The organism is Streptomyces dioscori (assembly GCF_003024195.1).
GTDB classification, from domain to species: domain Bacteria; phylum Actinomycetota; class Actinomycetes; order Streptomycetales; family Streptomycetaceae; genus Streptomyces; species Streptomyces dioscori.
Map to the genome: position 1 here is coordinate 722,433 of NZ_KZ679039.1, position 21,491 is coordinate 743,923.

Genomic DNA, 21,491 nt, shown 5'->3' on the forward strand with positions numbered 1-21,491 from the left:
GATGCGTACACGTACGACACGCAGGAGGTCAGGCGCGCTCGCGGCCGGCTGCTCCCTGCTGGTGCTGACGGCCGGCTGCGGAGCCGCCGACATGACCGAGCAGGCCTCGCCCTTCGCCAACGCGCAGGGCGCGAAGACCGTGACCCTCTCCACCCAGTCCTGGGTCGGCGCGCAGGCCAACGTGGCCGTCGCGCAGTACCTGCTGGAGCACGAACTGGGCTATCGCGTCGACACCGTCCAGGTCGACGAGGTGCCCGCGTGGGACGCGCTCAGCCAGGGCCGCGTCGACGCGATCCTGGAGGACTGGGGCCACCCCGAGCAGGAACAGCGGTACGTCGAGGACAAGAAGACGATCGTCGACGGTGGCGGCCTCGGCGTCACCGGGCACATCGGCTGGTTCGTACCGACGTACTTCGCGAAGCAGCACCCCGACGTGACGAACTGGAAGAACCTGAACAAGTACGCGGACCGGTTGCGGACCGCCGAGAGCGGTGGCAAAGGGCAGTTGCTCGACGGCTCACCCTCCTACGTCACGAACGACAAGGCGCTGGTGAAGAACCTGGACCTCGACTTCCAGGTGGTGTTCGCCGGTTCGGAGGCGGCACAGATCACGCAGATGCGGCAGTTCGCCAAGGAGAAGAAGCCGTTTCTCACGTACTGGTACTCACCGCAGTGGCTCTTCGAGAAGGTGCCCATGACGGAGGTGAAGCTGCCCGCGTACAAGGAGGGCTGCGACGCGAAGCCGGAGGCGGTCGCCTGCGCGTATCCGCACACGCCGCTCCGCAAGTACCTCAACGCGGACTTCGCGGAGTCGGGCGGCGGGGCCGCCGCGTTCCTGAAGAAGTTCAGGTGGACGACCGAGGACCAGAACGAGGTGTCCCTCCTGATCGCGGACCAGAAACTGTCTCCGGAGGAGGCGGCGAAGAAGTGGGTACGCGGCCATGAGCGCACGTGGAGGACTTGGCTGACGAAGTAGCCGACGGGGGAGGCGGGCAGGGCGGGGCGGCTGACGTTGCCCGCCGGCCGCGGGCCGGTGGGGGCGCGCCGCGCAGTTCCCCGCGCCCCCATCAGGGGCGCGGGGAACTGCGCAATCTTTTCGCTTTGAGCGGCACGGGGCAGCGGCGGCCGGCCCGGTCTTCCAGGGGCGCGGGGAACTGCGCAATCTTTTAGGGGCGCGAGGAACTGCGCGGGCAACCCCCACCGGCCCGCAGCCGACGTACACACATGGACCCGTCCGGAAGACGGGTCCGAGAAGTCACCCGTGCTGACCGGCCGTGTAGTGCCCCGGCACCAGACGGCACGTCACGCCGAACCGGTTCCACGCGTTGATCACCGTGATCGACGCGAGCAACTGGGACAGCTCCGTCTCGTCGAAGTGCCGCGCGGCCGTCTCGAACACCTCGTCCGGGACGAACCCGTCCGTCAGGACCGTCACGGCCTCGGTCAGCGCGAGCGCCGCCAGTTCCTTCTCCGTGTAGAAGTGCCGGGACTCCTCCCAGGCGCTGAGCTGCACGATCCGCTCCACGCTCTCGCCCGCCGCGAACGCGTCCTTCGTGTGCATGTCGAGGCAGAACGCGCAGTGGTTGAGCTGCGAGGTGCGGATCTTCACCAGCTCCAGCAGCACGGGGTCGACGCCCCGCCTGGCCGCCGCGTCCAGTTTGACCATGGCCTTGTAGACCTCGGGGGCGAACTTGGCCCACTGGAGCCGGGGGCTCTCCTCGGGGGCGGTGGTGCTCTGTGCGGTCGGCGTAGTCGTTGTGGTCGTCGTTGTCGTCATGCTGTCGACCCTAGGAGCAAACCAGCCCAGGAGTATGGTCCATTTCCATGGCTGGATCTTGGGCCACTTTCGGAGTGGATCTGCATGTCGACGTGGCGCGTACCGGCTCCGGCCTGCGCAGAGGCCTCACGGACGCACTGCGGGAGGCCGTGCGGGGCGGACGGCTCGCCCCGGGCATCCGGCTGCCGTCCTCACGTTCCCTCGCCGCCGACCTCGGCATCGCCCGCAACACGGTCGCCGACGCGTACGCCGACCTCGTCGCCGAGGGCTGGCTCACCGCACGCCAGGGCTCGGGCACGCGGGTGGCGCAGCGGGACGTGCCGGTTCCGGCCTCACCCGCGCGCAGACCCCGGTCACGTCAGGGACCCGCGTACGACCTCGTCCCCGGCACCCCCGACCTCGCGTCCTTCCCGCGCGCCGAGTGGCTCAAGGCCTACCGCCGGGCCCTCACGGCGGCACCGAACGACGCCCTCGGTTACGGGGATCCGCGCGGCCGTGTCGAACTGCGCACCGCCCTCGCCGGTTACCTCGCCCGCGCCCGGGGCGTCCGCGCGGACCCCGACCACATCCTTGTCTGCTCGGGGTTCGTCCACGGGCTGATGCTGCTCGGGGAGGTGCTGCGGCGCCGGGGCGCACGGACGCTCGCCGTGGAGTCGTACGGCCTCGATGTGCACTGGGAGCTGATCGAACGGGCGGGCCTGGAGTCGGTGCCGCTGCCGTTCGACGAGCTGGGCACGCGGACGGACGACCTGGGGGAGGCCGATGACGGTGCGCTGGGCGGGGTGCTGCTCACACCCGCCCACCAGTTCCCCATGGGGGTGCCGCTGCGCCCCGACCGCCGTGCCGCCGTCGTCGACTGGGCGCGGCGCACGGGCGGGCTGATCCTGGAGGACGACTACGACGGCGAGTTCCGCTACGACCGCCAGCCCGTGGGCGCGCTCCAGGGCCTCGACCCGGACCGCGTGGTGTACTTCGGCACCGCCAGCAAGGCGCTCGCGCCCGGTCTGCGTCTCGGCTGGCTGGTCCTGCCGCCGGACGTGGCGCCCGAGGTCATGGCGGCGAAGGGCGGCGCGGACTGGTCGTGCGGGGTCCTGGACCAGCTGACACTGGCGGAGTTCATCACCTCGGGCGCGTACGACCGTCATGTACGCGCCTCCCGGCTCCGTTACCGGCGCCGCCGCGACCAGCTCGTCGCGGCCCTGGCGGCCCGCGCCCCGTCGGTCACCGCCACCGGTATCGCGGCCGGATTCCACGCCGTGCTGCGGCTTCCGCCCGGCACCGAGCAGTCGGTGGTCCGCGCGGCGGCCTGGCACGGCCTGGCCCTGCACGGCCTGACCACCTACCGCCACCCGGCCGCCACGCCTCCACCGGCGGACGCCCTGGTCGTCGGCTACGGAACCCCGTCGGACAGCGGCTGGCCGGGAGCACTGGAAACCCTGTGCGGGGCGCTGACCTGACCCCACCGCCGGGCGGCGACGCTGACCCGACCTCGCCCGGATGCCGGATGCCGGGTACCGGCTCCGGCCCAGGCGGCCAGGCCCAGGCCCAGGCCCAGGCCCAGGCCCAGGTCCAGGTCCAGGTCCAGGTCCAGGCCCGGCCTCTAGGCCGTGCCCCGTCCCGCCTTCGCCCCGTCGTCCGCCGGCGCCTCCCCGAAGCGGGCCAGCGCCAGCGCGCCCGCCACCGCCACCGCGAAACCGAGGACGGCCAGCCACTCCAAACCCTCGCGGGTGCGGTCGCCCAGCCAGACCACGCCCACCACGGCCGGGCCGATGGTCTCGCCGACGACCATCCCCGCCGTGGCCGTCGTCACCGAGCCGCGCTGGAGCGCCGAGGTGAGCAGGAGGAACGCCGCGCCTCCGCCCAGCAGCAGCGCGTACGTCGCCGGATCGGTGACGAGCGCCGAGAGGGCGAGGCTGTCGATGAGCCGGACCGACACCTCGACGACCCCGAACCCGAACCCGGCGCCCAGGCCGAGCGCGAGCGCCCGCGCCCGTCCGGGCAGCCGCCCGGCGAGCGCCCCGATGAGCAGGACGGCGAAGGCGGTGGCCGCCATCGCGTACTTGAGTGCCGTCGAACCGGCCCTGTCCCCCTCCTCGCCGGACGCCAGACCGAGCATCGCGAGCCCCGCGCACACCACCGCGACCGCGCCCCACTCGATCCCGCTCAGCCGCACCCCCAGGAGCCAGGCCGCCACCACCGCCGTCACCGCGAGGCTCGCGGCGAGCGCCGCCCCCACCGCGTAGATCGGCAGTGAGCGCAGGGCCGCGATCTGCAGCAGGAACCCGACCCCGTCGAGCGCGAGCCCGGCGAGATACCGCCACTCGCGCACGGCCCGCAGGAACAGGGCGGCGTCCACCCCGGAAGCCGCGTCACCGGAAGCCGCGTCACCGGAAGCCGCGTCACCGGAAGTCGCGCCAGAGGGCTCCGTGCCCGGCCCGGCGGCCCGCGTGGCGATCGCCTGCAACACCGTCGCCGTCCCGAAGCACATCGACGCACCAAGGGCACACAGCATTCCAAAGAGCACAAAGTGACTTTAGAGGAAGGGAAGTTGGGGTAGCCGCGTGTACAACCGGGGCGCGTGATCTTTACGCTGTCGGACTGACGGGCCCGGAAGACGGGCCGGACGGGGGAGAGACATGGCGGAGCAGCGCAGAAGACTTCGGTCCAGCACGGTCGTACTCGGTGGCATGGGCGTCCTCGCGACAGCCCTCACCTCGTGCGGGTCGGATCCCGACCGCCGTTGTGTGGACCGCGACAGCTACGACTTCACGGGCAGCTACGCGGTCGTCGCCGACCAGAACTGCGCGTCGGGCAAGAAGCGCGGGACCAGTAAGCGCACCACCGTCGACGCCGCCTGGTACTACGACGCCGACGTCTCCGGAGGCCGCGCCGAGGACGGCACCTTCAGCCGCAGCGAGGCCGTCGACCGGGACGGCTTCGGCTGCTCGGACTCGGGCAGCGGCGGCGGCTGACCGTGGCACGGAACGTACTGACGGACCACGGACCCACGTACTGACGGACTACGGACACACGACTGTGGAACGCCGAACCATCGAACCCCGCCCCGGCTGGCAGCGAACGGTCGAGGACCAGGGCCTCATCTATCCCCTCACCCGCTACCCGGACGACTCCCTGCGCCCTTACTGGGACGAGTCCGCCCACTACGTCTTTTCCCTGCCCGAGGTCGAGGCCCTGGAGGAGGTCGTCGAGGAACTCCACAGCATGTGTCTGGCCGCGGCCGAGCACATGGTCGCGGAGAACCGCCTCGCCGACCTCGGCATCACCGACCCGCGGGTGGCGGAGCCGGTCGCCGAGGCCTGGCGCCGCCGCGCCGAACTCCCGTCCCTGTACGGGCGCTTCGACCTCCGTTACGACGGCACGGGCCCGGCGAAGCTGCTGGAGTACAACGCCGACACCCCGACCTCGCTCGTCGAGGCCGCGAGCCCCCAGTGGTTCTGGATGGAGGAACGATTCCCCGGCGCCGACCAGTGGAACTCCCTCCACGAACGGCTGGTCGAGGCCTGGCGGAAGCAGGCCTCCCTCCTCCCGCCCGGCAGCCCTCTCTACTTCGCGCACTCCGCCGCCGACGAACTCGGCGAGGACCTCATGACGGTCGGCTATCTGAAGGAGACCGCGGAACAGGCCGGCCTCGACACCGCCTGGATAGCGATGGAGGAGATCGGCTGGGACCGTCTCTCCGGACGCTTCGTCGACAAGCAGCTCCGTTTCATCCGCAGCTGTTTCAAGCTCTACCCCTGGGAATGGCTCACCACCGACCGCTTCGCCCCGCACGTCCTCGCCACCCTCGACAACGGCGGCGGCACCGGCACGACGATGTGGATCGAACCCGCCTGGAAGATGCTGCTCAGCAACAAAGCACTCCTCGCGATCCTCTGGGAGCTCTACCCCGGCCACCCGAACCTCCTGCCCGCCTACCTCGACGGCCCCCGCGAACTGGCCACCACCAGCGGCTACGTGGCCAAGCCCCTCCTCGGCCGCGAGGGCGCCGGCGTCACCCTCCACGAACCGGGCTCGGGGCCCGTCGCCGTCCGCGACGAGGCCTGCTGCTACCAGGAACTGGCACCCCTGCCGTCCTTCGACGGCAACCGGGTCGTCCTCGGCGCCTGGGTCGTCGGCGACGAGTCGGCCGGCCTCGGCATCCGCGAATCGTCCGGCCCGGTGACGGACGAGTACGCGCGCTTCCTGCCGCACGTGATCCTGTGACCCACGGCAGGGGCCGGTCCCGGCCGGACCCTGCCGTCGCTCGCATGGTGGACGGCGCGGCCTCTCCCGCGGGCCCTCCCGGTACGCTGATCCACGGGCCGTGACTGGCGCGCTGGGATGGGATCGACCATCGGGGAGCGGCCCGGGAAGTGTGTGCCGTGCGCCTGGGCCGAACCGTGAACGCCGTACGCCACGTCCGGAGGCCGTCATGTCTGAGCCCCTTTCCACCCCTCTCTCCACCGAGTCCACCGCCTTCCGCAGTGCCCTCGAAGTGATCCGTGCCGTCGAACCCCGGATCGCCGACGCCATCGGGCAGGAGGTCGCCGACCAGCGCGAGATGCTCAAGCTGATCGCCTCCGAGAACTACGCCTCCCCGGCCACGCTCCTCGCGATGGGCAACTGGTTCAGCGACAAGTACGCGGAAGGCACCGTCGGCCGCCGCTTCTACGCCGGCTGCCGCAACGTGGACACCGTCGAGGCCCTCGCCGCCGAACACGCCCGCGAGCTCTTCGGCGCCGAGCACGCCTACGCCCAGCCGCACTCCGGCATCGACGCCAACCTCGTCGCCTTCTGGGCCGTCCTCGCCCAGCGCGTCGAGGCCCCCGCCCTGGAGAGGGCCGGCGTCCGCAACGTCAACGACCTCTCCGAGGCCGACTGGGCCGAGCTGCGCCAGGCCTTCGGCAACCAGCGCATGCTCGGCATGTCCCTGGACGCCGGCGGCCATCTCACCCACGGCTTCCGCCCGAACATCTCCGGCAAGATGTTCGACCAGCGCTCCTACGGCACCGACCCCGTCACCGGTCTCATCGACTACGAGGCCCTGCGCGTCACCGCCCGCGAGTTCAAGCCGATGATCATCGTCGCCGGTTACTCCGCCTACCCCCGTCTGGTGAACTTCCGGTTCATGCGGGAGATCGCCGACGAGGTCGGTGCCACGCTCATGGTGGACATGGCGCACTTCGCGGGCCTCGTCGCCGGCAAGGTCCTCACCGGGGACTTCGACCCGGTCCCGCACGCCCAGATCGTCACCACGACCACCCACAAGTCGCTGCGCGGCCCGCGCGGCGGCATGGTCCTGTGCGACGAGTCGCTGGCCGACCAGGTCGACCGCGGCTGCCCGATGGTCCTCGGCGGCCCCCTTCCGCACGTCATGGCCGCCAAGGCGGTCGCCCTCGCCGAGGCGCGCCGCCCCGAGTTCCGCGACTACGCCCGGGCCGTCGTCGACAACGCGCGCTCCCTCGCCGAGGGCCTGATGCGGCGCGGTGCCACGCTGGTCACCGGCGGCACGGACAACCACCTCAACCTCATCGACGTCGCCTCCTCGTACGGCCTCACCGGCCGCCAGGCCGAGTCCGCCCTGCTCGACTCGGGCATCGTCACCAACCGCAACGCGATCCCCGCCGACCCGAACGGCGCCTGGTACACCTCGGGCATCCGGATCGGCACACCCGCGCTGACCACGCGAGGCCTCGGGGCCACCGAGATGGACGAGATCGCGGGCCTCATCGACCGCGTCCTCACCACCACGGAACCGGGCACCACCAAGAAGGGCGCCCCCTCCAAGGCCCAGCACATCCTCGACCCGAAGATCGCGGACGAGATCTCCCACCGCGCGACCGACCTCCTCACCGGCTTCCCGCTGTACCCGGAGATCGACCTCGGCTGAGTGCCCGGACACCGGGGCCCGACAACCCGGGCCCGGGCCCCGGCCACCCCGGCCCCGGCGCGCACCCGGCCGCCGCGTGGCGTATCAGCACCGTGCCGCCGGAGCCGTACGGCCGTCCGCACTGTGTTCCTCGTCTCATCGGCGACCGCGCCCGTACCCCGTTCCCACTCCCTTGTTACACGGCCGGGGAGAGATCGGGCCGCACCTGTTTCCGACCAGTTCCGGAGTGGGCCCCGACACCTGAGAGAATGGTGAGCATGGCTCTCGACCGTCCCCGTGTGCTCTCCGGAATCCAGCCCACCGCAGGCTCGTTCCACCTCGGCAACTACCTCGGCGCCGTCCGCCAGTGGGTGGCCCTGCAGGAGTCCCACGACGCCTTCTACATGGTCGTGGACCTGCATGCGATCACCCTTCCGCAGGACCCCGCGGACCTGCGCGCGAACACCCGGCTCGCCGCCGCCCAGCTGCTGGCCGCCGGGCTCGACCCCGAGCGCTGCACACTCTTCGTCCAGAGCCATGTCCCCGAGCACGCCCAGCTCGCGTGGATCATGAACTGCCTCACCGGCTTCGGCGAGGCGTCCCGCATGACCCAGTTCAAGGACAAGTCCGCCAGGCAGGGTGCCGACCGCGCCTCCGTCGGCCTCTTCACGTACCCGATCCTGCAGGTCGCGGACATCCTGCTGTACCAGGCCAACGAGGTCCCCGTGGGCGAGGACCAGCGTCAGCACATCGAGCTGACGCGTGACCTCGCCGAGCGTTTCAACAGCCGCCTGGGGCAGACGTTCACGGTTCCGAAGCCGTACATCCTCAAGGAGACGGCGAAGATCTTCGATCTTCAGGACCCGGCGATCAAGATGAGCAAGTCGGCGTCGACGCCGAAGGGCCTCATCAACCTCCTCGACGAGCCGAAGGCCACCGCGAAGAAGGTCAGGAGCGCGGTCACGGACACGGACACCGTGATCAGGTTCGACCCCGCCCAGAAGCCGGGCGTCAGCAATCTGCTGAGCATCTACTCCACCCTCACCGGCACCGGTATCGCGGAACTGGAGCAGAAGTACGTCGGCAAGGGCTACGGTGCGCTGAAGACGGACCTGGCGGAGGTCATGGTCGACTTCGTGACGCCCTTCCGGGAGCGCACCCAGCAGTATCTGGACGACCCGGAAACGCTCGACTCGATCCTGGCCAAGGGAGCGGAGAAGGCTCGCGCGGTCGCGGCGGAGACGCTCGCCCAGGCGTACGACAGGGTGGGTTTCCTGCCCGCCAAGCACTGATCGCCGGGACGAGACCAGGACAACACCGGCACGACATCCGGAACGGGCCCGCCCCGCCGTACAGTCGATAGCCGAACCGGCGGCGGCCCTCGCCCGACCGGAACGCCGACACGGTGGAACAGAACACCGGCACAACGACAGGAGACGACGTGGGGACCGTAACGATCGGTGTGTCGATCGCGGTCCCGGAGCCACACGGCAGCCTGCTCCAGGAGCGGCGCGCGGGCTTCGGTGACCCCGCGGCTTCCGGCATTCCCACCCACGTCACCCTGCTGCCGCCGACCGAGGTCGAACAGTCGGCGCTGCCCGCGATCGAGACGCATCTCGTGGAGGTCGCGGCGGCCGGCCGCCCCTTCTCGATGCGGCTGAACGGCACGGGAACGTTCCGTCCGCTGTCCCCGGTCGTGTTCGTGCAGGTGGTCGAGGGCGCCGAGGCCTGCACCTGGCTGCAGAAGCAGGTCAGGGACGCCTCCGGGCCCGTGGCGCGCGAGCTGCAGTTCCCGTACCACCCGCATGTGACGGTGGCGCACGGCATCGACGACGAGGCGATGGACCGGGCCTTCGAGGAACTGGCGGAGTACGAGGCGCAGTGGCCGTGCACGGGTTTCGCGCTCTACGAGCAGGGGGCCGACGGGGTGTGGCGCAGGCTGCGCGACTACGTCTTCGGGGGTGCCGTTGTGCCGCCGCAGGCGAGCCATGTGGAACGAGGTCCGCTTCCGGCGTGCTGACGGGGCGCCCGAGGGCCTGAGGTCCGGCGCGTGGCTGCGGGCCGGTGGGGGCTTGTCGCGCAGTTCCCCGCGCCCCTGGGGTGAGTGGGGGCTTCGGCCGGGTTCTTGTCTGCGGGTCCGTCGTGGTTGGCCGCGCAGTTCCCCGCGCCCCTGGAGGGGCGCAGCCCCCTCGAAGGGGCCCGCCCCCTACAGGGGCAGGCGGCGGAACAGGCCCCGTGGGACGTGCCGTAGCGCCGACATGACCACCCGCAGCGCTCCCGGTACCCATACCGTTTCGGAGCGGCGGCGCAGGCCCGTCTCGATGGCTGTGGCGACCGCCTCGGGGGTCGTCGCGAGGGGGGCCTCCTCCAGGCCCTCCGTCATCCTGGAGCGGACGAAGCCGGGGCGTACGACCATCACGTGGACGCCCGTGCCGTGCAGCGCGTCGCCCAGACCCTGGGCGAACGCGTCGAGGCCCGCCTTGCTGGAGCCGTAGATGAAGTTGGCGCGGCGGGCCCGCTCGCCCGCCACCGAGGAGAGCACCACCAGGGAACCGTGGCCCTGCGTCTGGAGCGCTTGCGCGCACACCAGCCCCGACGACACGGCGCCCGTGTAGTTGGTCTGCGCGACCCGTACCGCGGCGCCGGGCTCGTTCTCGTCGTGCGACTGGTCGCCGAGCACGCCGAACGCGAGCAGGACCATGTCGATGTCGCCCTCGGCGAAGACCTTGCCGAGTGCCGCCTCGTGGGCGTCGGGGTCGAGCGCGTCGAAGTCGACGGTACGGACGTCCGCGCCGAGTTCGCGCAGTCCGGCGGCGGCCGACTCCAGGCCGGGTGAGGGGCGGCCCGCGAGCCACACCGTGCGGGTGCGGCGGGCGATCAGCCGCCGTGCGGTGGCGAGCCCGATCTCGGAGGTGCCGCCGAGGACGAGCAGGGACTGGGGGATGCCGAAGGCGTCCTTCATGGAACCGAACTCCTATGGGGGGAGGGCCGACAGGGCAGTGGCGGGTGGCAGCCGGCGTCAGAGCCCGAGGCGCCGGGACAGGTCGGAGGTGAAGACGGACCGCGGGTCCAGCTCCGCGCGCAGCGCCCGGAACTCGCCGAGCCGCGGATACATCGCCGTGAGCAGCTCGGGCCGCAGCCGGGAGTCCTTGGCGAGGTAGACGCGCCCGTCGGCCGCGGCGACCTCCTCGTCCAGCTCGTCGAGGAAGCCGCCGAGCCCCGGCAGGTTCGCGGGGATGTCGAGGGCGAGGGTCCAGCCGGGCATCGGGAAGGACAGCCAGCCCGGGTCGCCCTCGCCGAAGCGCTTCAGGACGGCGAGGAAGGACGGGCAGCGGCGCTGCGAGATGCGCCGCACGATCCGGCGCAGGGTCTCCTCCTGCCCGTAGCCGACGGCGAACTGGTACTGCACGAAACCGCCGCGCCCGTAGACGCGGTTCCAGTGCGGCACGCCGTCGAGCGGGTGGAAGAACGTGGACATCCGCTGGAGTTCGCCCACCCGCGCGCGGGGCGCCTTGCGGTACCACAGCTCGTTGAAGAGACCCACCGTCGTACGGCCCAGCAGGCCCTCGGGGACGAAGGAGGGCGCCGCGGGAAGACGCCCCGGACGGAACTCCAGCGGGGCTCTACGCGCGCGCGTGCGGCCGTCCAGCGCCTCCAGGGGGGCGTGATCGCCCCGGGTCAGCACCGAGCGGCCCATGGACGCGCCGCGGGCCAGCAGGTCGATCCAGGCGACCGAGTAGCGGTAGCGGTGATCGGTCGCCGTGAGGCGGGCCATCAAGTCGTCCAGGTCCGTGGCGCGTTCCGTGTCGACGGACATCAGCGACGTCGCCACGGGCTGCAGCCGGACGGTGGCCGTCAGGATGACGCCGGTCAGGCCCATGCCGCCCGCCGTGGCGTCGAACAGGGGCGTTCCCCGGTCCACCATGCGGATCTGCCCGTCGGCGGTCAGCAGTTCGAAGGACAGGACGTGGCGGGCGAACGAGCCGGACACATGGTGGTTCTTTCCGTGGATGTCCGCGCCGATCGCCCCGCCGACCGTCACATAGCGGGTTCCGGGAGTCACCGGCACGAACCAGCCCAGCGGCAGCAGTACTTCCATGAGGCGGTGCAGGGAGACACCGGCGCCGCACAGCACGGTCCCGCCGTCCACGTCGACCGCGTGGACGCTGTCGAGCCCCGTCATGTCGAACACGGCCCCGCCCGCGTTCTGCGCCGCGTCCCCGTACGCCCGTCCGAGGCCCCGCGCGATGCCTCCGCGGGCCCCGCACTCCCGGACGGCCGCCACGGCCTCCTCGTACGAACGGGGGCGCACCAGGCGGGCTGCGGTGGGAGCGGTGCGGCCCCACCCCGTGACGGAAACCGTGTCGGTAGGCATGCCAGTGACCGTATCGAGCCGAAGTTGCCTTTAGTTACCTAACATCCCTCTACATCCCTTTCCTCCCCGAAATGGGTGATTAATGGGATGTCGCTCAATATTGCCGGAGCTGTAGCCCTGTTGACGTGAACAGTGAGTCCCCATGGACCACCACGACGAGCGCCCTGACCTGGACCACCGGATCCTCACGGCCCTCCACGCACGCGGCACGGGCCCCGCAGTCGCCGCCGCCGCGCGGACCCTGTCCCTGGCGGGAGAGCACGGCGCGCTGTGGCTCGCGGCGGGCCTCGCGGGAGCCGCCGCCGACCGGGAGCGGCGCGGCGCCTGGCTGCGCGGCACGGCCCTGACCGCGGGCGCGCACCTCGCCAGCATGGGCGTGAAACGGCTCGTACGCCGTCCGCGTCCCGGCCATGTCGAGCCGCTGGTCCGCACCGCGGGCCGGCACTCCTTCCCCAGCTCGCACGCCACGTCCGCGGTGGCCGCCGCCGTGGCCTTCGGCGCGCTCGGCGCACGGGTGGTGCCCGCGCTGGCCGCCGCGATGTGCGTGTCGCGGGTGGTCGTCGGCGTCCACTACCCCTCGGACGTCGCCGCGGGCGCCGCCCTCGGCGCGGTCACCGCCCGGCTGGGCGCCCGCTGGATGACAGGAGGCCGTGACCATGGCTGAGACGGCCCTTCTGGGGAGCGCGAAGAGTCCGGGAAGCGCGGGGAGAGCGGAGGAGACACGGGGGAAGCGGTCCGCCCCGCCGAAAAGTGGCCTCCTGAAGGGCATCGTCAGGACCGCCCGTCCGAAACAGTGGGTCAAGAACGTCCTCGTGGTCGCCGCCCCGGCCGCCGCCGGCGAACTCTTCTCACGCCACGCGCTCGTCCAGGTCGCCCTGGTCTTCGTGCTGTTCACGGCCTGCGCGGCGAGCGTCTACCTCGTCAACGACGCCCGCGACGCCGACGCCGACCGCGCCCACCCGGTCAAGCGTCACCGGCCGGTCGCCGCCGGCGTGGTGCCCGTCCCGGTCGCCTACTCCGTAGGCATCGTTCTCGCCGTCGTCGCCCCCACCGTGGCCGCGTTCGTGTGCTCGCCGCTCACCTCGGCACTGCTCACCGCCTACCTGGGGATGCAGTTCGCGTACTGCATCAGCCTCAAGCACGTCCTGGTCGTCGACCTCGCCGTCGTGACCACCGGGTTCCTGATGCGGGCCATGATCGGCGGACTCGCGCTGGGCATCCCGCTGTCGCGCTGGTTCCTGATCACGACCGGCTTCGGCGCGCTGTTCATGGTGTCCGCCAAGCGCTACTCCGAAGCCGTCCAGATGGCCGGGAAAGCGGGCGCCACGCGCGCGCTGCTCACCGAGTACACCGTCGGCTACCTGCGCTTCGTCTGGCAGTTGGCCGCCTCCGTCGCCGTCCTCGGCTACTGCCTGTGGGCCCTGGAGGAGGGCGGCCTGCCGCACACCAGCGTGCTGCCCTGGCGGCAGCTGTCGATGGTCGCCTTCATCCTCGCCGTCCTGCGGTACGCGGTCTTCGCCGACCGGGGCACCGCGGGCGAACCGGAGGACGTGGTCCTGCGCGACCGCGCGCTCGCCCTGATCGGCGTGGCCTGGCTCGCCATGTACGGCCTGGCGGTGGCCAACTGGTGAGCGGGGCGCGGAGTGCGGAGACAGGAGGCGTGCGCCGGGCGCCCCCGCCGCACGCGGGCCGGCCGCACCGCCGGGAACTGCTCGGCTTCGCCGCCGCGGGCCTCCTCGCGTACGCCGCCGACCTCGCCCTCTTCCTGTGGCTGCGCGGCCCGGCCGGGCTCGACCCGCTGACCGCCAAGGCCCTGTCGTTCGTGGCGGGCTGCTCGGTCGCGTACGCGGGCAACGCGCTGGGCACGTACCGGCACACGACCCCGGGCCTCCTCCAGTACGCGATCTTCTTCGGGGTGAACATCGCGGGAGCCCTGGTGCAGCTGCTGTGCATCCTCGTCAGCCACTACGGCCTCGGGCTCACCTCCCCGCGCGCGGACATCGTGTCGGGCGCCGGAATCGGCATGGTGCTCGCTACGGTCCTGCGCTTTTGGGGTACGAGGACATTGGTTTTCCGAGGCGAGGGCAGAGTCGGATCATGGACTGGCTGAAAAAGCTCCCCGTCGTGGGCCCGTGGGTCGCACGGCTGATGCTCACGCACGCCTGGCGTTCGTACGAACGGCTGGACCGGGTGAAGTGGACGCGGCTCGCCGCCGCGATGACCTTCATCAGCTTCCTCGCGCTCTTCCCGCTGATCACCGTGGCCGCCGCGATCGCCGCCGCGGCCCTCGACGAGAAGGGGGTGCAGACGCTTGAGGACAAGATCGCCGAGCAGATCCCCGGCATCGCCGAACAGCTCGACATCGGCGCTCTCGTCGACAACGCCGGCACCGTCGGCCTCATCGCGGGCGCCCTGCTGCTGTTCACCGGCATCGGCTGGGTCGGCTCGATGCGTGAGTGCCTGCGCGCGGTCTGGGAGCTCCCCGACGAGGAGGAGAACCCGATCCTGCGCAAGCTCGTGGACGGCGGCGTACTCGTCGGCCTCGGCGGCGCCGCGCTCGTCACGATCGCCGCGTCCACCCTCGCGTCGACCGCCGTGGGCTGGACCACCCGGCAGCTCGGCATCGAGGAGGGCGGCTGGGGCGGCGTGCTGCTGCGGGTGGCCGCGTTCGCCGTGGCCGTCCTCGCCGCCTTCCTGCTGCTCCTGTACCTGCTGACGCTGCTCCCCGGCGTCCAGCCCGAGCGACGCCGCCTCGTCGTCGCCGCGCTGATCGGCGCCGCCGGGTTCGAACTGCTGAAACTGCTGCTCAGCGGCTATATCCAGGGAGTCGCGGCGAAGAGCATGTACGGGGCGTTCGGGGTGCCCGTCGCGCTGCTGCTGTGGATCAACTTCACGTCCAAGCTGCTGCTGTTCTGCGCGTCCTGGACGGCGACGGAACACAAGGAGGCGGCGGAGCCGGCCGGCACGGACGACTCCGCGGACCTCAGCGGCGGCGACGCATCAGCTCCGGCAGCGGCCAGCGGCGGTTGATCAGGAAGACACCGGCGGCGAGCAGGGCGAGGACGCCGCCGGTGATCGCCAGGGCGATGCCGACACCGCCCGAACCGTCCGTACCGTCCGCCTTCGACGAGGCGGCCACCGTCTTCGACTTGCCCGCGCCGTCACCCGAACCGCCCGCCTCGCCGGAGGCGTTCGCGCCCGGCTGCGCACCCGTGTCCGCGCTCTTCGGCGGCACCAGCTCGCCCACCGGCGAGACCTTGCCCGAGGCCTTGAAACCCCAGTCGAGGAGCTTGGCGGTCTCCTTGTAGACCTCGTCGTGCTCCTGCTTCTCCGGGTTCATGACCGTGACGAGCAGCACCCGGCCGTCGCGCTCGGCGACGCCGGTGAAGGTCGCGCCCGCGTTGGTGGTGTTGCCGTTCTTCACACCCGCGATGCCCTGGTAGGCGTCGAGGCCGTAGTCGCCGGTGAGCAGCCGGTTGGTGTTCTGGATCTCGAAGGACCCGCGGGTGGTCCTGCCCTTCTTGTTCTTCTTGGTCTCGCCGGGGAACTTCGCACGGACCGTCGAGCAGTACTCCCGGAAGTCCGCGTTCTGCAGGCCGGAGCGGGCGAACAGGGTCAGGTCGTACGCCGACGACACCTGGCGCTTCTCGTCGTAGCCGTCCGGGCTGACCACGTTCGTGTCGAGCGCCTGGAGCTCCTCGGCGCGCGCGTTCATGTCCGCGACGGTCCGGTCCACGCCCCCGTTCATCGCCGACAGGACGTGTACGGCGTCGTTGCCGGAGCGAAGGAAGACACCGAGCCACAGATCGTGGACCGTGTACGTCTCGTCCTCCTTGACGCCCACCATGCTGGAGCCCGAGCCGATGCCCGCCAGGTCGGACGGGACGACCTTGTGCTTCTGCTTCTTCGGGAACTTGGGCAGCAGGGTGTCGGCGAACAGCATCTTCAGGGTGCTCGCCGGAGGCAGCCGCCAGTGCGCGTTGTGCGAGGCCAGGACATCGCCGGACTCGGCGTCCGCGACGATCCAGGAGCGGGCGCTCAGATCCTTCGGGAGGACCGGCGCACCGGTGCCGAGGTTCGCCTGCGTCCCGGGCTGCGCGAGCAGGGCGCCGCCCACCGACGACATGTCCGCCGGTGGGGTGGCCGACGGGCTGGCCGACGGGCTCGGCTTCGGCTTGTCCGCCGCGAAGGCGGCCGCGGCTGCGGCGGCGGGCGCGGTGGCGGTCGCCGTGAGCGCGAGCGAGAACGACAACAGGGTGGCGGAAGTGACCAGCAAGGAGGACTTGGCGGTCTTTTTCATGGCGGGCACGGTCGAGAACGTACAGGGCGCGGGGAGGGAAGTCGCAGGGGCCTCCTCGCCGGGGCCCTTTCCGGCAGGGGCTTTTGCGCCACCGTGCCGTGCGCCGTGGCCGGACCCACCCCGGGCGCCGCTTCCGTTCGAGGGCGGCGATACTGAACCCATGAAGCTCAGCCGTCCCCTCTCCTGGTTCCTGCTCGCCTTCGGAGTGTGGAGCTGGGTCATTTGGGTCACTTTCATCAAAAATCTCTGGAAGGACGGCAGCGGGCTCGCCTTCGACGACGCGGGCGATCCGACCGGGTACTTCTGGGTGCACCTGACGCTCGCCGTTGTCTCCTTTGTCTTGGGGACGGTTGTCGGGGGCATCGGGTTGCGCGGGGTCCGGGCCTTGCGCCGGACACCGTCGTCGTAACGCCGTACCGGCACAACGCGGTATCGCCGTATCGCCGTATCGCCGTATCGCACAACGTCATAACGTCATAACGTCATAACGGGAGAGTCCTCGCGTGGTCATCGTGTTCGTCGTGGTGGTGGTTCTGGTCCTCGCCGTGTTCGGGGGGCTGCACTGGTACCTGTGGCGCCGGCTGGTGCGCGACACGACAGCGCGGCCCGGGGTGTCCCGGCGCGTGGGCACGGCCGTGATCGTCGGCGGGCCGGTGCTGATGTTCGCGGCGATCACGTCCGAGCGGACGGGCGCGCCGTTCTGGCTGCAGCAGGTGCTGGCCTGGCCCGGCTTCCTGTGGATGGTGCTGTCGATGTACCTCCTGCTGGCGCTGCTGGTCGGCGAGGCCGTACGGCCGCTGCTGCGGAGGTTCCTGGACCGGCGTACGGCGCCCGCGGCCGAGCCGGTGGCCGAGCCGGTCGTCGAACCGGCGGAGGTGCGCGAGGCCGCGCACGTACCGTCGGGGGCGTCGGCGGCCGGGGAAACGGCGGCCCGGGACGCCGAGCGGCCCGCGGAGGCACCGGCGTCTGCGTCTGCCCCCGCGTCCGCGCCCGTGTCCGTCGGACCCTCGCGGCGGCTCCTCATCTCGCGGGTCGTGGGCGGGGCCGCCGCGGCCGCCGCCGTCGGCACCGTGGGGTACGGGACGTACGGCGTCCTGAGCGGGCCCAAGGTCAAGCGGGTCACCGTGCCGCTGGCCAAGCTCCCGAGGGCCGCCCACGGATACCGGATCGCCGTCGTCAGCGACATCCACCTCGGGCCCGTGCTCGGGCGCGGCTTCGCCCAGAAGGTCGTCGACACGATCAACTCGACGCAGCCCGACCTGATCGCGGTCGTGGGCGACCTCGTCGACGGCAGCGTGAAGGACCTCGGGCCCGCCGCCGCGCCGCTCGCCCAACTGCGGGCACGGCACGGCTCGTTCTTCGTCACCGGCAACCACGAGTACTTCTCCGGGGCCGAGGAGTGGGTCGCGCGCGTACGTGAACTGGGGCTGAACCCGCTGGAGAACGCCCGCACCGAGCTGGCGCACTTCGACCTCGCCGGTGTCAACGACATAGCCGGGGAGGACGAGGGCCAGGGGCCCGACTTCGCGAAGGCCCTCGGCGACCGGGACCGCGGCCGGGCGTCTGTCCTGCTCGCGCACCAGCCCGTACAGATCCATGACGCCGTGGAGCACGGGGTGGACCTCCAGCTCTCCGGGCACACCCACGGCGGGCAGCTGTGGCCCGGCAACCTCGTCGCGGACCTCGCCAATCCGACACTCGCCGGTCTGGAGCGCTACGGGGACACACAGTTGTACGTGTCGCGGGGCGCCGGCGCGTGGGGGCCGCCCACGCGGGTGGGGGCGCCGTCGGACATCACGGTCGTGGAGCTGGCCTCCAGGCAGGCCTGACGCGGGTCGCCGGACGTGGGTCGCCTGGCGCGGGGCTCCGACGTGCGGCGCCGACCAGCTGATTTTTGGCCAGTCGGCGGGGTGTCGGCCGGTGCCGGTACGGCCTGGAACCTTCACATGATCCGGTGAACCGTCGCGTGCGGGTCCCGGCCGGTGTGCCGCGGCAGGGTACGACTCGCTGGCTGAGCAGTGCGGACGTGAGGGGGCCGGGTACCCGTCGGGCGGCAGACGGCCCTCCGGTTGTGGAGCCCCCACGGGATCGGCCCGTCGAGCGCCTGTCGCGTTCATGCAGGGTTGCAATTGCGCGAGTGACGCATCGGGCGCGCGTCACGCAGCATGATGTGACGGAGGCGTGCGCGGGGTGAGGAGCAAACGTGTTGAGACGCAACTCCTTCCGGCTGCCCAGGCACCCGGCTTCCGTGGGGCTCGCGCGGCGCCGGGTGCGGGACCATCTGTCGAACTGGGGGCACAGCGCGGGGGAGCAGGCGTTCGAGGACGTGGTGCTGCTCGTGTCCGAACTGGCGACCAACGCGGTGCGGCATGCGCCGTTGCTTGAACGGGAGTTCGAGGTCGCGGTGACCACGCTCGCGGACGGGTCGTGTCTCATAGAAGTCTCCGACGAGAGCGCTGCGCAGCCGCGGTTGCGGTCGGTCCGGGAGGACGAGGGGGAGTCGGGGCGGGGGTTACGGCTGGTGGAGAGCCTCACCACGGCGTGGGGGGTCTGGAGCCGGGGCCGCCACGGCAAGACGGTGTGGGCACTGATCCCGGCCCCGGACCCGAAGCCGGAGCCCTCCGGGCGGGGGCTGGCGGGGTGACCTGCGGGCCGGTGGGGGCTGGCCGCGCAGTTCCCCGCGCCCCTGACGGGGGTGGTCCCGTCGTGCTTTGACTTGCGCCCGGTGGGGGTTGGCCGCGCAGTTCCCCGCGCCCCTGACGGACGGGTCGGCCCCGCTGTTACGCGATCTGCGGGCCGGTGGGGGCTGAGCGCGCAGTTCCCCGCGCCCCTTACGGGGCGCCCCTCCCGGGGGAAAAGCTGGGGCGCAGCCCCGCTTTTGAGGGGCGCGGGGAACGGCGCGGCTCACCCCCACCGGCCCGCAGGTCGGATAAGGGCGGGGCCCAGGCCCCGTAAGGGGCGCGGGGAACTGCGCGATCAGCCCCCACCGGCCCGCAGGGGACAACGGTCGGAGCAGCCTTACCCCGCGCACAGCCCGGCGGGCAGTGTGACCGTCACCGTCAGGCCCGCCCCCGGTGACGTGCGCACCGTCACGTCACCCCCGTGCGCCGCCGCAACCCCCTGCACGATGGCCATGCCCAGGCCACTGCCCGCACCCCCACCCGCCCGGAAGAACCGGTCGAAGATGCGCGCGGCGTCCTCCTCCGCCAGCCCCGGCCCCTCGTCGGCGACCCGTACCCGCACCACCCCGTCGACCCGCTCCAGATCGAGCGCGACCGCGACATCCGCGGGCGTGTGCGTGCGTACGTTCGCCACGAGGTTGCCGAGCACCTGCCGCAGGCCCGACTCGTCCGCCCGTACGAGGAGGGCGCCCTCGGCGCGCACCGACACCGGGCGCCCCGGCTGCTGCGCCCGCAGATCCTCCGCCGCGTCCCGCACCAGACGGCTCAGGTCGACGTTCCGGAACCGCAGTTCGGGCTGCTGGTCGAGGCGCGCCAGGGTGAGCAGCTCGTCGACGAGGCGCCCCATCCGGTCGGCCTCCCCGGTCATCCGGTCCCACGCCCGCTTGCGCTCGGCCGGCTCCCGCAGCATGCCCTTGTCGTACAGCTGGAGGTAGCCGCGTATCGCGGACAGCGGCGTACGCAGCTCGTGCGAGGCGTCCGCGACGAACCGCCGCAGCTGGGCGGCGCTGCGCTCCCGCGTCCGGTACGCCACCTCGACCTGCTGGAGCATCGAGTTGAGGGCGAGCCGCAACTGCTCGACCTCCTGGGTCGGATGGTGGCTGGACGGCACCCGGCGGGCCAGATCCCCCTCGGCGATCGCCGACGACGTCTCCACCATGTCCTCTAGGGGCCGCAGCCGCCGGCTCACGCTCAGCATCGTCAGTACGGCGAGCAGCGCCAGCAGCAGCACCCCGAAGAACAGGTCGAGTTTGAGCGCCTTGGCCATGCCCTTGTGCAGCGCGTCGGTCGACCCGGCGACGAGGATCACGGACCCGTCGGGCAGGGACGCGCCGATCACCCGGAACGGCGAACCGTCCACGGTCACATCGCGCGGGTCCGCGTCACCGGTGAGCGCACGGGGATCGCCCACCGCCGAGGCGAGCGCACGCTGGTTCGCGGTCGGTTCGAACGTGCCGAGCGTGAGAGCCCGGCCCTCGCGGTCGACCACCGCGAACAGCGAGTCGGCGTCCGGCGGACCCTGCGACTCCGGAGCCCGCCCCTCCCGGACGAAGGCCAGCGCGCTCAGCGAGTCGATCTGCCGCGCGGTCAGCTGCGTACTCTCCAGGGAGTCCCGCATCCTGAGCAGCTCCGAGTCGACCTGGTCCAGCAGGTAGTACCGCATGCCCATCAGGCTCACCGCCGTCGCCACGACGATGCCGAGCGCCAGCAGCCCCACATTGGCCACCGTCAGCTTGCCGCGCAGGGAGTGGACGCCGTGCCCGCGGCAGCGCCGGCGGATCACGCGAGCCCGTATCCGACGCCGCGCCGGGTCGTGATCACCGGGGCGCCGAGCGCGTCGAGCTTGCGCCGCAGATAGCTGATGTACGTCTCTACGACGGTCGACTCCGCCGGGTGCTCGTACTGCCAGACGTGCCGCAGCAGCTGCTCCTTGGGCACGATCCGGCCGCCGTTGCGCACGAGGAAACGCAGCAGCGCGTACTCGGTCGGGGTCAGTTCGACCGTGCGGCCCGCGCGGTGCACCGAGTACGTCGTCTCGTCCAGCTCCAGGTCGCCGTAGCGCAGCGGAGGGCGCTCGGGCAGGACGTCGGCGGGGCGGGTGCGGCGCAGCACGGCGGTGATGCGGGCGATCACCTCGTCGATGTTGAACGGCTTGGTGATGTAGTCGTCGCCGAAGGAGAGCGCGCCGACGATCTCCGTGGGCGCGTCCCGCGCGGTGAGGAACACCAGCGCGAGATCGGGCTGCTTCACGCGCAGTTCGCGGCCGAGCGCCCGGCCGTCGCCGTCCGGGAGCATCACGTCGAGGAGCGCCGCGTCCGGGCGGGTGCGCTCGGCCATCGTCAGCGCCTGGCGGACGGTCCCGGCGGTCATCACCTCGAAGCGGTGGTAGCGCAGGGCGATGGTCAGCACGTCCGCGATGCTCGGCTCGTCCTCGACGACCAGCACGGTCGCCCCCTCGTGAGCGGTCATGCCCCCAGTATCGGCGCGGC

21 protein-coding genes and 1 riboswitch are annotated in these 21,491 nt (G+C 71.7%); of the genes, 14 read left to right on the forward strand and 7 right to left on the reverse strand.

The genetic code is table 11. From position 1 onward, the window contains the following. Position 1 precedes the first annotated feature (1 nt). Positions 2-976 (forward strand): ABC transporter substrate-binding protein, encoded by a 975-nt coding sequence (locus C6Y14_RS07775; RefSeq protein ID WP_107015742.1) that lies wholly within the window; start codon positions 2-4, stop codon positions 974-976. A 279-nt stretch (positions 977-1,255) separates the two neighbouring features. Here C6Y14_RS07775 and C6Y14_RS07780 read toward each other — a convergent pair whose 3' ends face one another. Further along, positions 1,256-1,777, reverse strand: coding sequence for a carboxymuconolactone decarboxylase family protein (locus tag C6Y14_RS07780; RefSeq protein WP_107015743.1), 522 nt, complete (start codon positions 1,775-1,777; stop codon positions 1,256-1,258). A gap of 47 nt (positions 1,778-1,824) precedes the next feature. On the opposite strand from C6Y14_RS07780, the gene pdxR reads away from it, so the two are divergent. After that, a complete protein-coding gene (gene pdxR, locus C6Y14_RS07785) occupies positions 1,825-3,234 on the forward strand; it encodes a MocR-like pyridoxine biosynthesis transcription factor PdxR (protein WP_107015744.1) in 1,410 nt (469 codons plus the stop codon). Between the two features lie 143 nt (positions 3,235-3,377). Here pdxR and C6Y14_RS07790 read toward each other — a convergent pair whose 3' ends face one another. Beyond that, positions 3,378-4,289 (reverse strand): DMT family protein, encoded by a 912-nt coding sequence (locus C6Y14_RS07790; protein ID WP_107015745.1) that lies wholly within the window; start codon positions 4,287-4,289, stop codon positions 3,378-3,380. A gap of 124 nt (positions 4,290-4,413) precedes the next feature. Between C6Y14_RS07790 and C6Y14_RS07795 the strand changes: the two genes are divergently transcribed. The 5 genes from C6Y14_RS07795 (at position 4,414) to C6Y14_RS07815 (ending at position 9,666) form a co-directional block, all read left to right on the forward strand. Continuing rightward, positions 4,414-4,749 carry a hypothetical protein gene (locus tag C6Y14_RS07795; RefSeq protein ID WP_107015746.1) on the forward strand — a complete coding sequence of 112 codons (336 nt, stop codon included), beginning with the start codon at positions 4,414-4,416 and terminating at the stop codon, positions 4,747-4,749. Positions 4,750-4,813: 64 nt separating this feature from the next. Then, positions 4,814-6,001 (forward strand): glutathionylspermidine synthase family protein, encoded by a 1,188-nt coding sequence (locus C6Y14_RS07800; protein WP_107015747.1) that lies wholly within the window; start codon positions 4,814-4,816, stop codon positions 5,999-6,001. Between the two features lie 90 nt (positions 6,002-6,091). After that, a riboswitch (ZMP/ZTP riboswitch) is annotated at positions 6,092-6,178 on the forward strand. Between the two features lie 31 nt (positions 6,179-6,209). Then, positions 6,210-7,667 carry a glycine hydroxymethyltransferase gene (locus tag C6Y14_RS07805; RefSeq protein WP_107015748.1) on the forward strand — a complete coding sequence of 486 codons (1,458 nt, stop codon included), beginning with the start codon at positions 6,210-6,212 and terminating at the stop codon, positions 7,665-7,667. Between the two features lie 257 nt (positions 7,668-7,924). Further along, entirely contained in the window at positions 7,925-8,938 is a 1,014-nt protein-coding gene (trpS, locus tag C6Y14_RS07810; RefSeq protein WP_107015856.1) for a tryptophan--tRNA ligase, read from the forward strand. Between the two features lie 149 nt (positions 8,939-9,087). Continuing rightward, positions 9,088-9,666, forward strand: coding sequence for a 2'-5' RNA ligase family protein (locus C6Y14_RS07815; protein ID WP_107015749.1), 579 nt, complete (start codon positions 9,088-9,090; stop codon positions 9,664-9,666). A 186-nt stretch (positions 9,667-9,852) separates the two neighbouring features. Here the strand turns inward: C6Y14_RS07815 and C6Y14_RS07820 are convergent, their stop codons facing one another. Then, entirely contained in the window at positions 9,853-10,608 is a 756-nt protein-coding gene (locus tag C6Y14_RS07820) for a decaprenylphospho-beta-D-erythro-pentofuranosid-2-ulose 2-reductase (RefSeq protein ID WP_107015750.1), read from the reverse strand. Positions 10,609-10,665: 57 nt separating this feature from the next. Continuing rightward, on the reverse strand, positions 10,666-12,021 hold the full coding sequence (locus tag C6Y14_RS07825) for an FAD-binding oxidoreductase (RefSeq protein ID WP_107015751.1): 1,356 nt from the start codon (positions 12,019-12,021) through the stop codon (positions 10,666-10,668). Between the two features lie 142 nt (positions 12,022-12,163). On the opposite strand from C6Y14_RS07825, the gene C6Y14_RS07830 reads away from it, so the two are divergent. Genes C6Y14_RS07830 through C6Y14_RS07845 form a run of 4 tightly spaced genes read left to right on the forward strand, consistent with a single transcriptional unit; the run spans position 12,164 to position 15,051 of the window. After that, positions 12,164-12,685 (forward strand): phosphatase PAP2 family protein, encoded by a 522-nt coding sequence (locus C6Y14_RS07830; RefSeq protein ID WP_107015752.1) that lies wholly within the window; start codon positions 12,164-12,166, stop codon positions 12,683-12,685. After that, positions 12,678-13,652: a decaprenyl-phosphate phosphoribosyltransferase gene (locus C6Y14_RS07835; protein WP_107015753.1), complete on the forward strand. Its 975-nt coding sequence runs from the start codon at positions 12,678-12,680 to the stop codon at positions 13,650-13,652. The genes C6Y14_RS07830 and C6Y14_RS07835 overlap by 8 nt, the downstream gene beginning before the upstream one ends. Positions 13,653-13,681: 29 nt before the next feature. Further along, complete coding sequence (locus C6Y14_RS07840) at positions 13,682-14,131, forward strand: GtrA family protein (protein WP_107015754.1); 450 nt, start codon at positions 13,682-13,684, stop codon at positions 14,129-14,131. After that, positions 14,119-15,051 carry a YihY/virulence factor BrkB family protein gene (locus C6Y14_RS07845; protein ID WP_107015755.1) on the forward strand — a complete coding sequence of 311 codons (933 nt, stop codon included), beginning with the start codon at positions 14,119-14,121 and terminating at the stop codon, positions 15,049-15,051. Before C6Y14_RS07840 ends, C6Y14_RS07845 begins: the two co-directional genes overlap by 13 nt. On the opposite strand, the gene C6Y14_RS07850 is transcribed toward C6Y14_RS07845, so the two are convergent. Beyond that, entirely contained in the window at positions 15,005-16,330 is a 1,326-nt protein-coding gene (locus C6Y14_RS07850; protein WP_404828727.1) for a D-alanyl-D-alanine carboxypeptidase family protein, read from the reverse strand. The two genes, C6Y14_RS07845 and C6Y14_RS07850, sit on opposite strands and share 47 nt — an antisense overlap. A gap of 151 nt (positions 16,331-16,481) precedes the next feature. On the opposite strand from C6Y14_RS07850, the gene C6Y14_RS44870 reads away from it, so the two are divergent. From C6Y14_RS44870 to C6Y14_RS07860, 3 genes are all read left to right on the forward strand, one after another. Further along, the gene (locus C6Y14_RS44870) at positions 16,482-16,730 is read left to right on the forward strand and encodes an SCO4848 family membrane protein (RefSeq protein WP_225890951.1); all 249 of its coding nucleotides are present in this window, start codon (positions 16,482-16,484) and stop codon (positions 16,728-16,730) included. A gap of 94 nt (positions 16,731-16,824) precedes the next feature. After that, a complete protein-coding gene (locus tag C6Y14_RS07855; RefSeq protein WP_107015756.1) occupies positions 16,825-18,150 on the forward strand; it encodes a metallophosphoesterase in 1,326 nt (441 codons plus the stop codon). A 374-nt stretch (positions 18,151-18,524) separates the two neighbouring features. After that, positions 18,525-18,965: an ATP-binding protein gene (locus C6Y14_RS07860; RefSeq protein WP_107015757.1), complete on the forward strand. Its 441-nt coding sequence runs from the start codon at positions 18,525-18,527 to the stop codon at positions 18,963-18,965. Positions 18,966-19,339: 374 nt separating this feature from the next. On the opposite strand, the gene C6Y14_RS07865 is transcribed toward C6Y14_RS07860, so the two are convergent. Together C6Y14_RS07865 and C6Y14_RS07870 are read right to left on the reverse strand one after the other, a co-directional pair. Continuing rightward, a complete protein-coding gene (locus tag C6Y14_RS07865; protein WP_225890965.1) occupies positions 19,340-20,782 on the reverse strand; it encodes a sensor histidine kinase in 1,443 nt (480 codons plus the stop codon). Next, positions 20,782-21,471, reverse strand: coding sequence for a response regulator transcription factor (locus tag C6Y14_RS07870; RefSeq protein WP_107015758.1), 690 nt, complete (start codon positions 21,469-21,471; stop codon positions 20,782-20,784). The genes C6Y14_RS07865 and C6Y14_RS07870 overlap by 1 nt, the downstream gene beginning before the upstream one ends. Positions 21,472-21,491 lie beyond the last annotated feature (20 nt).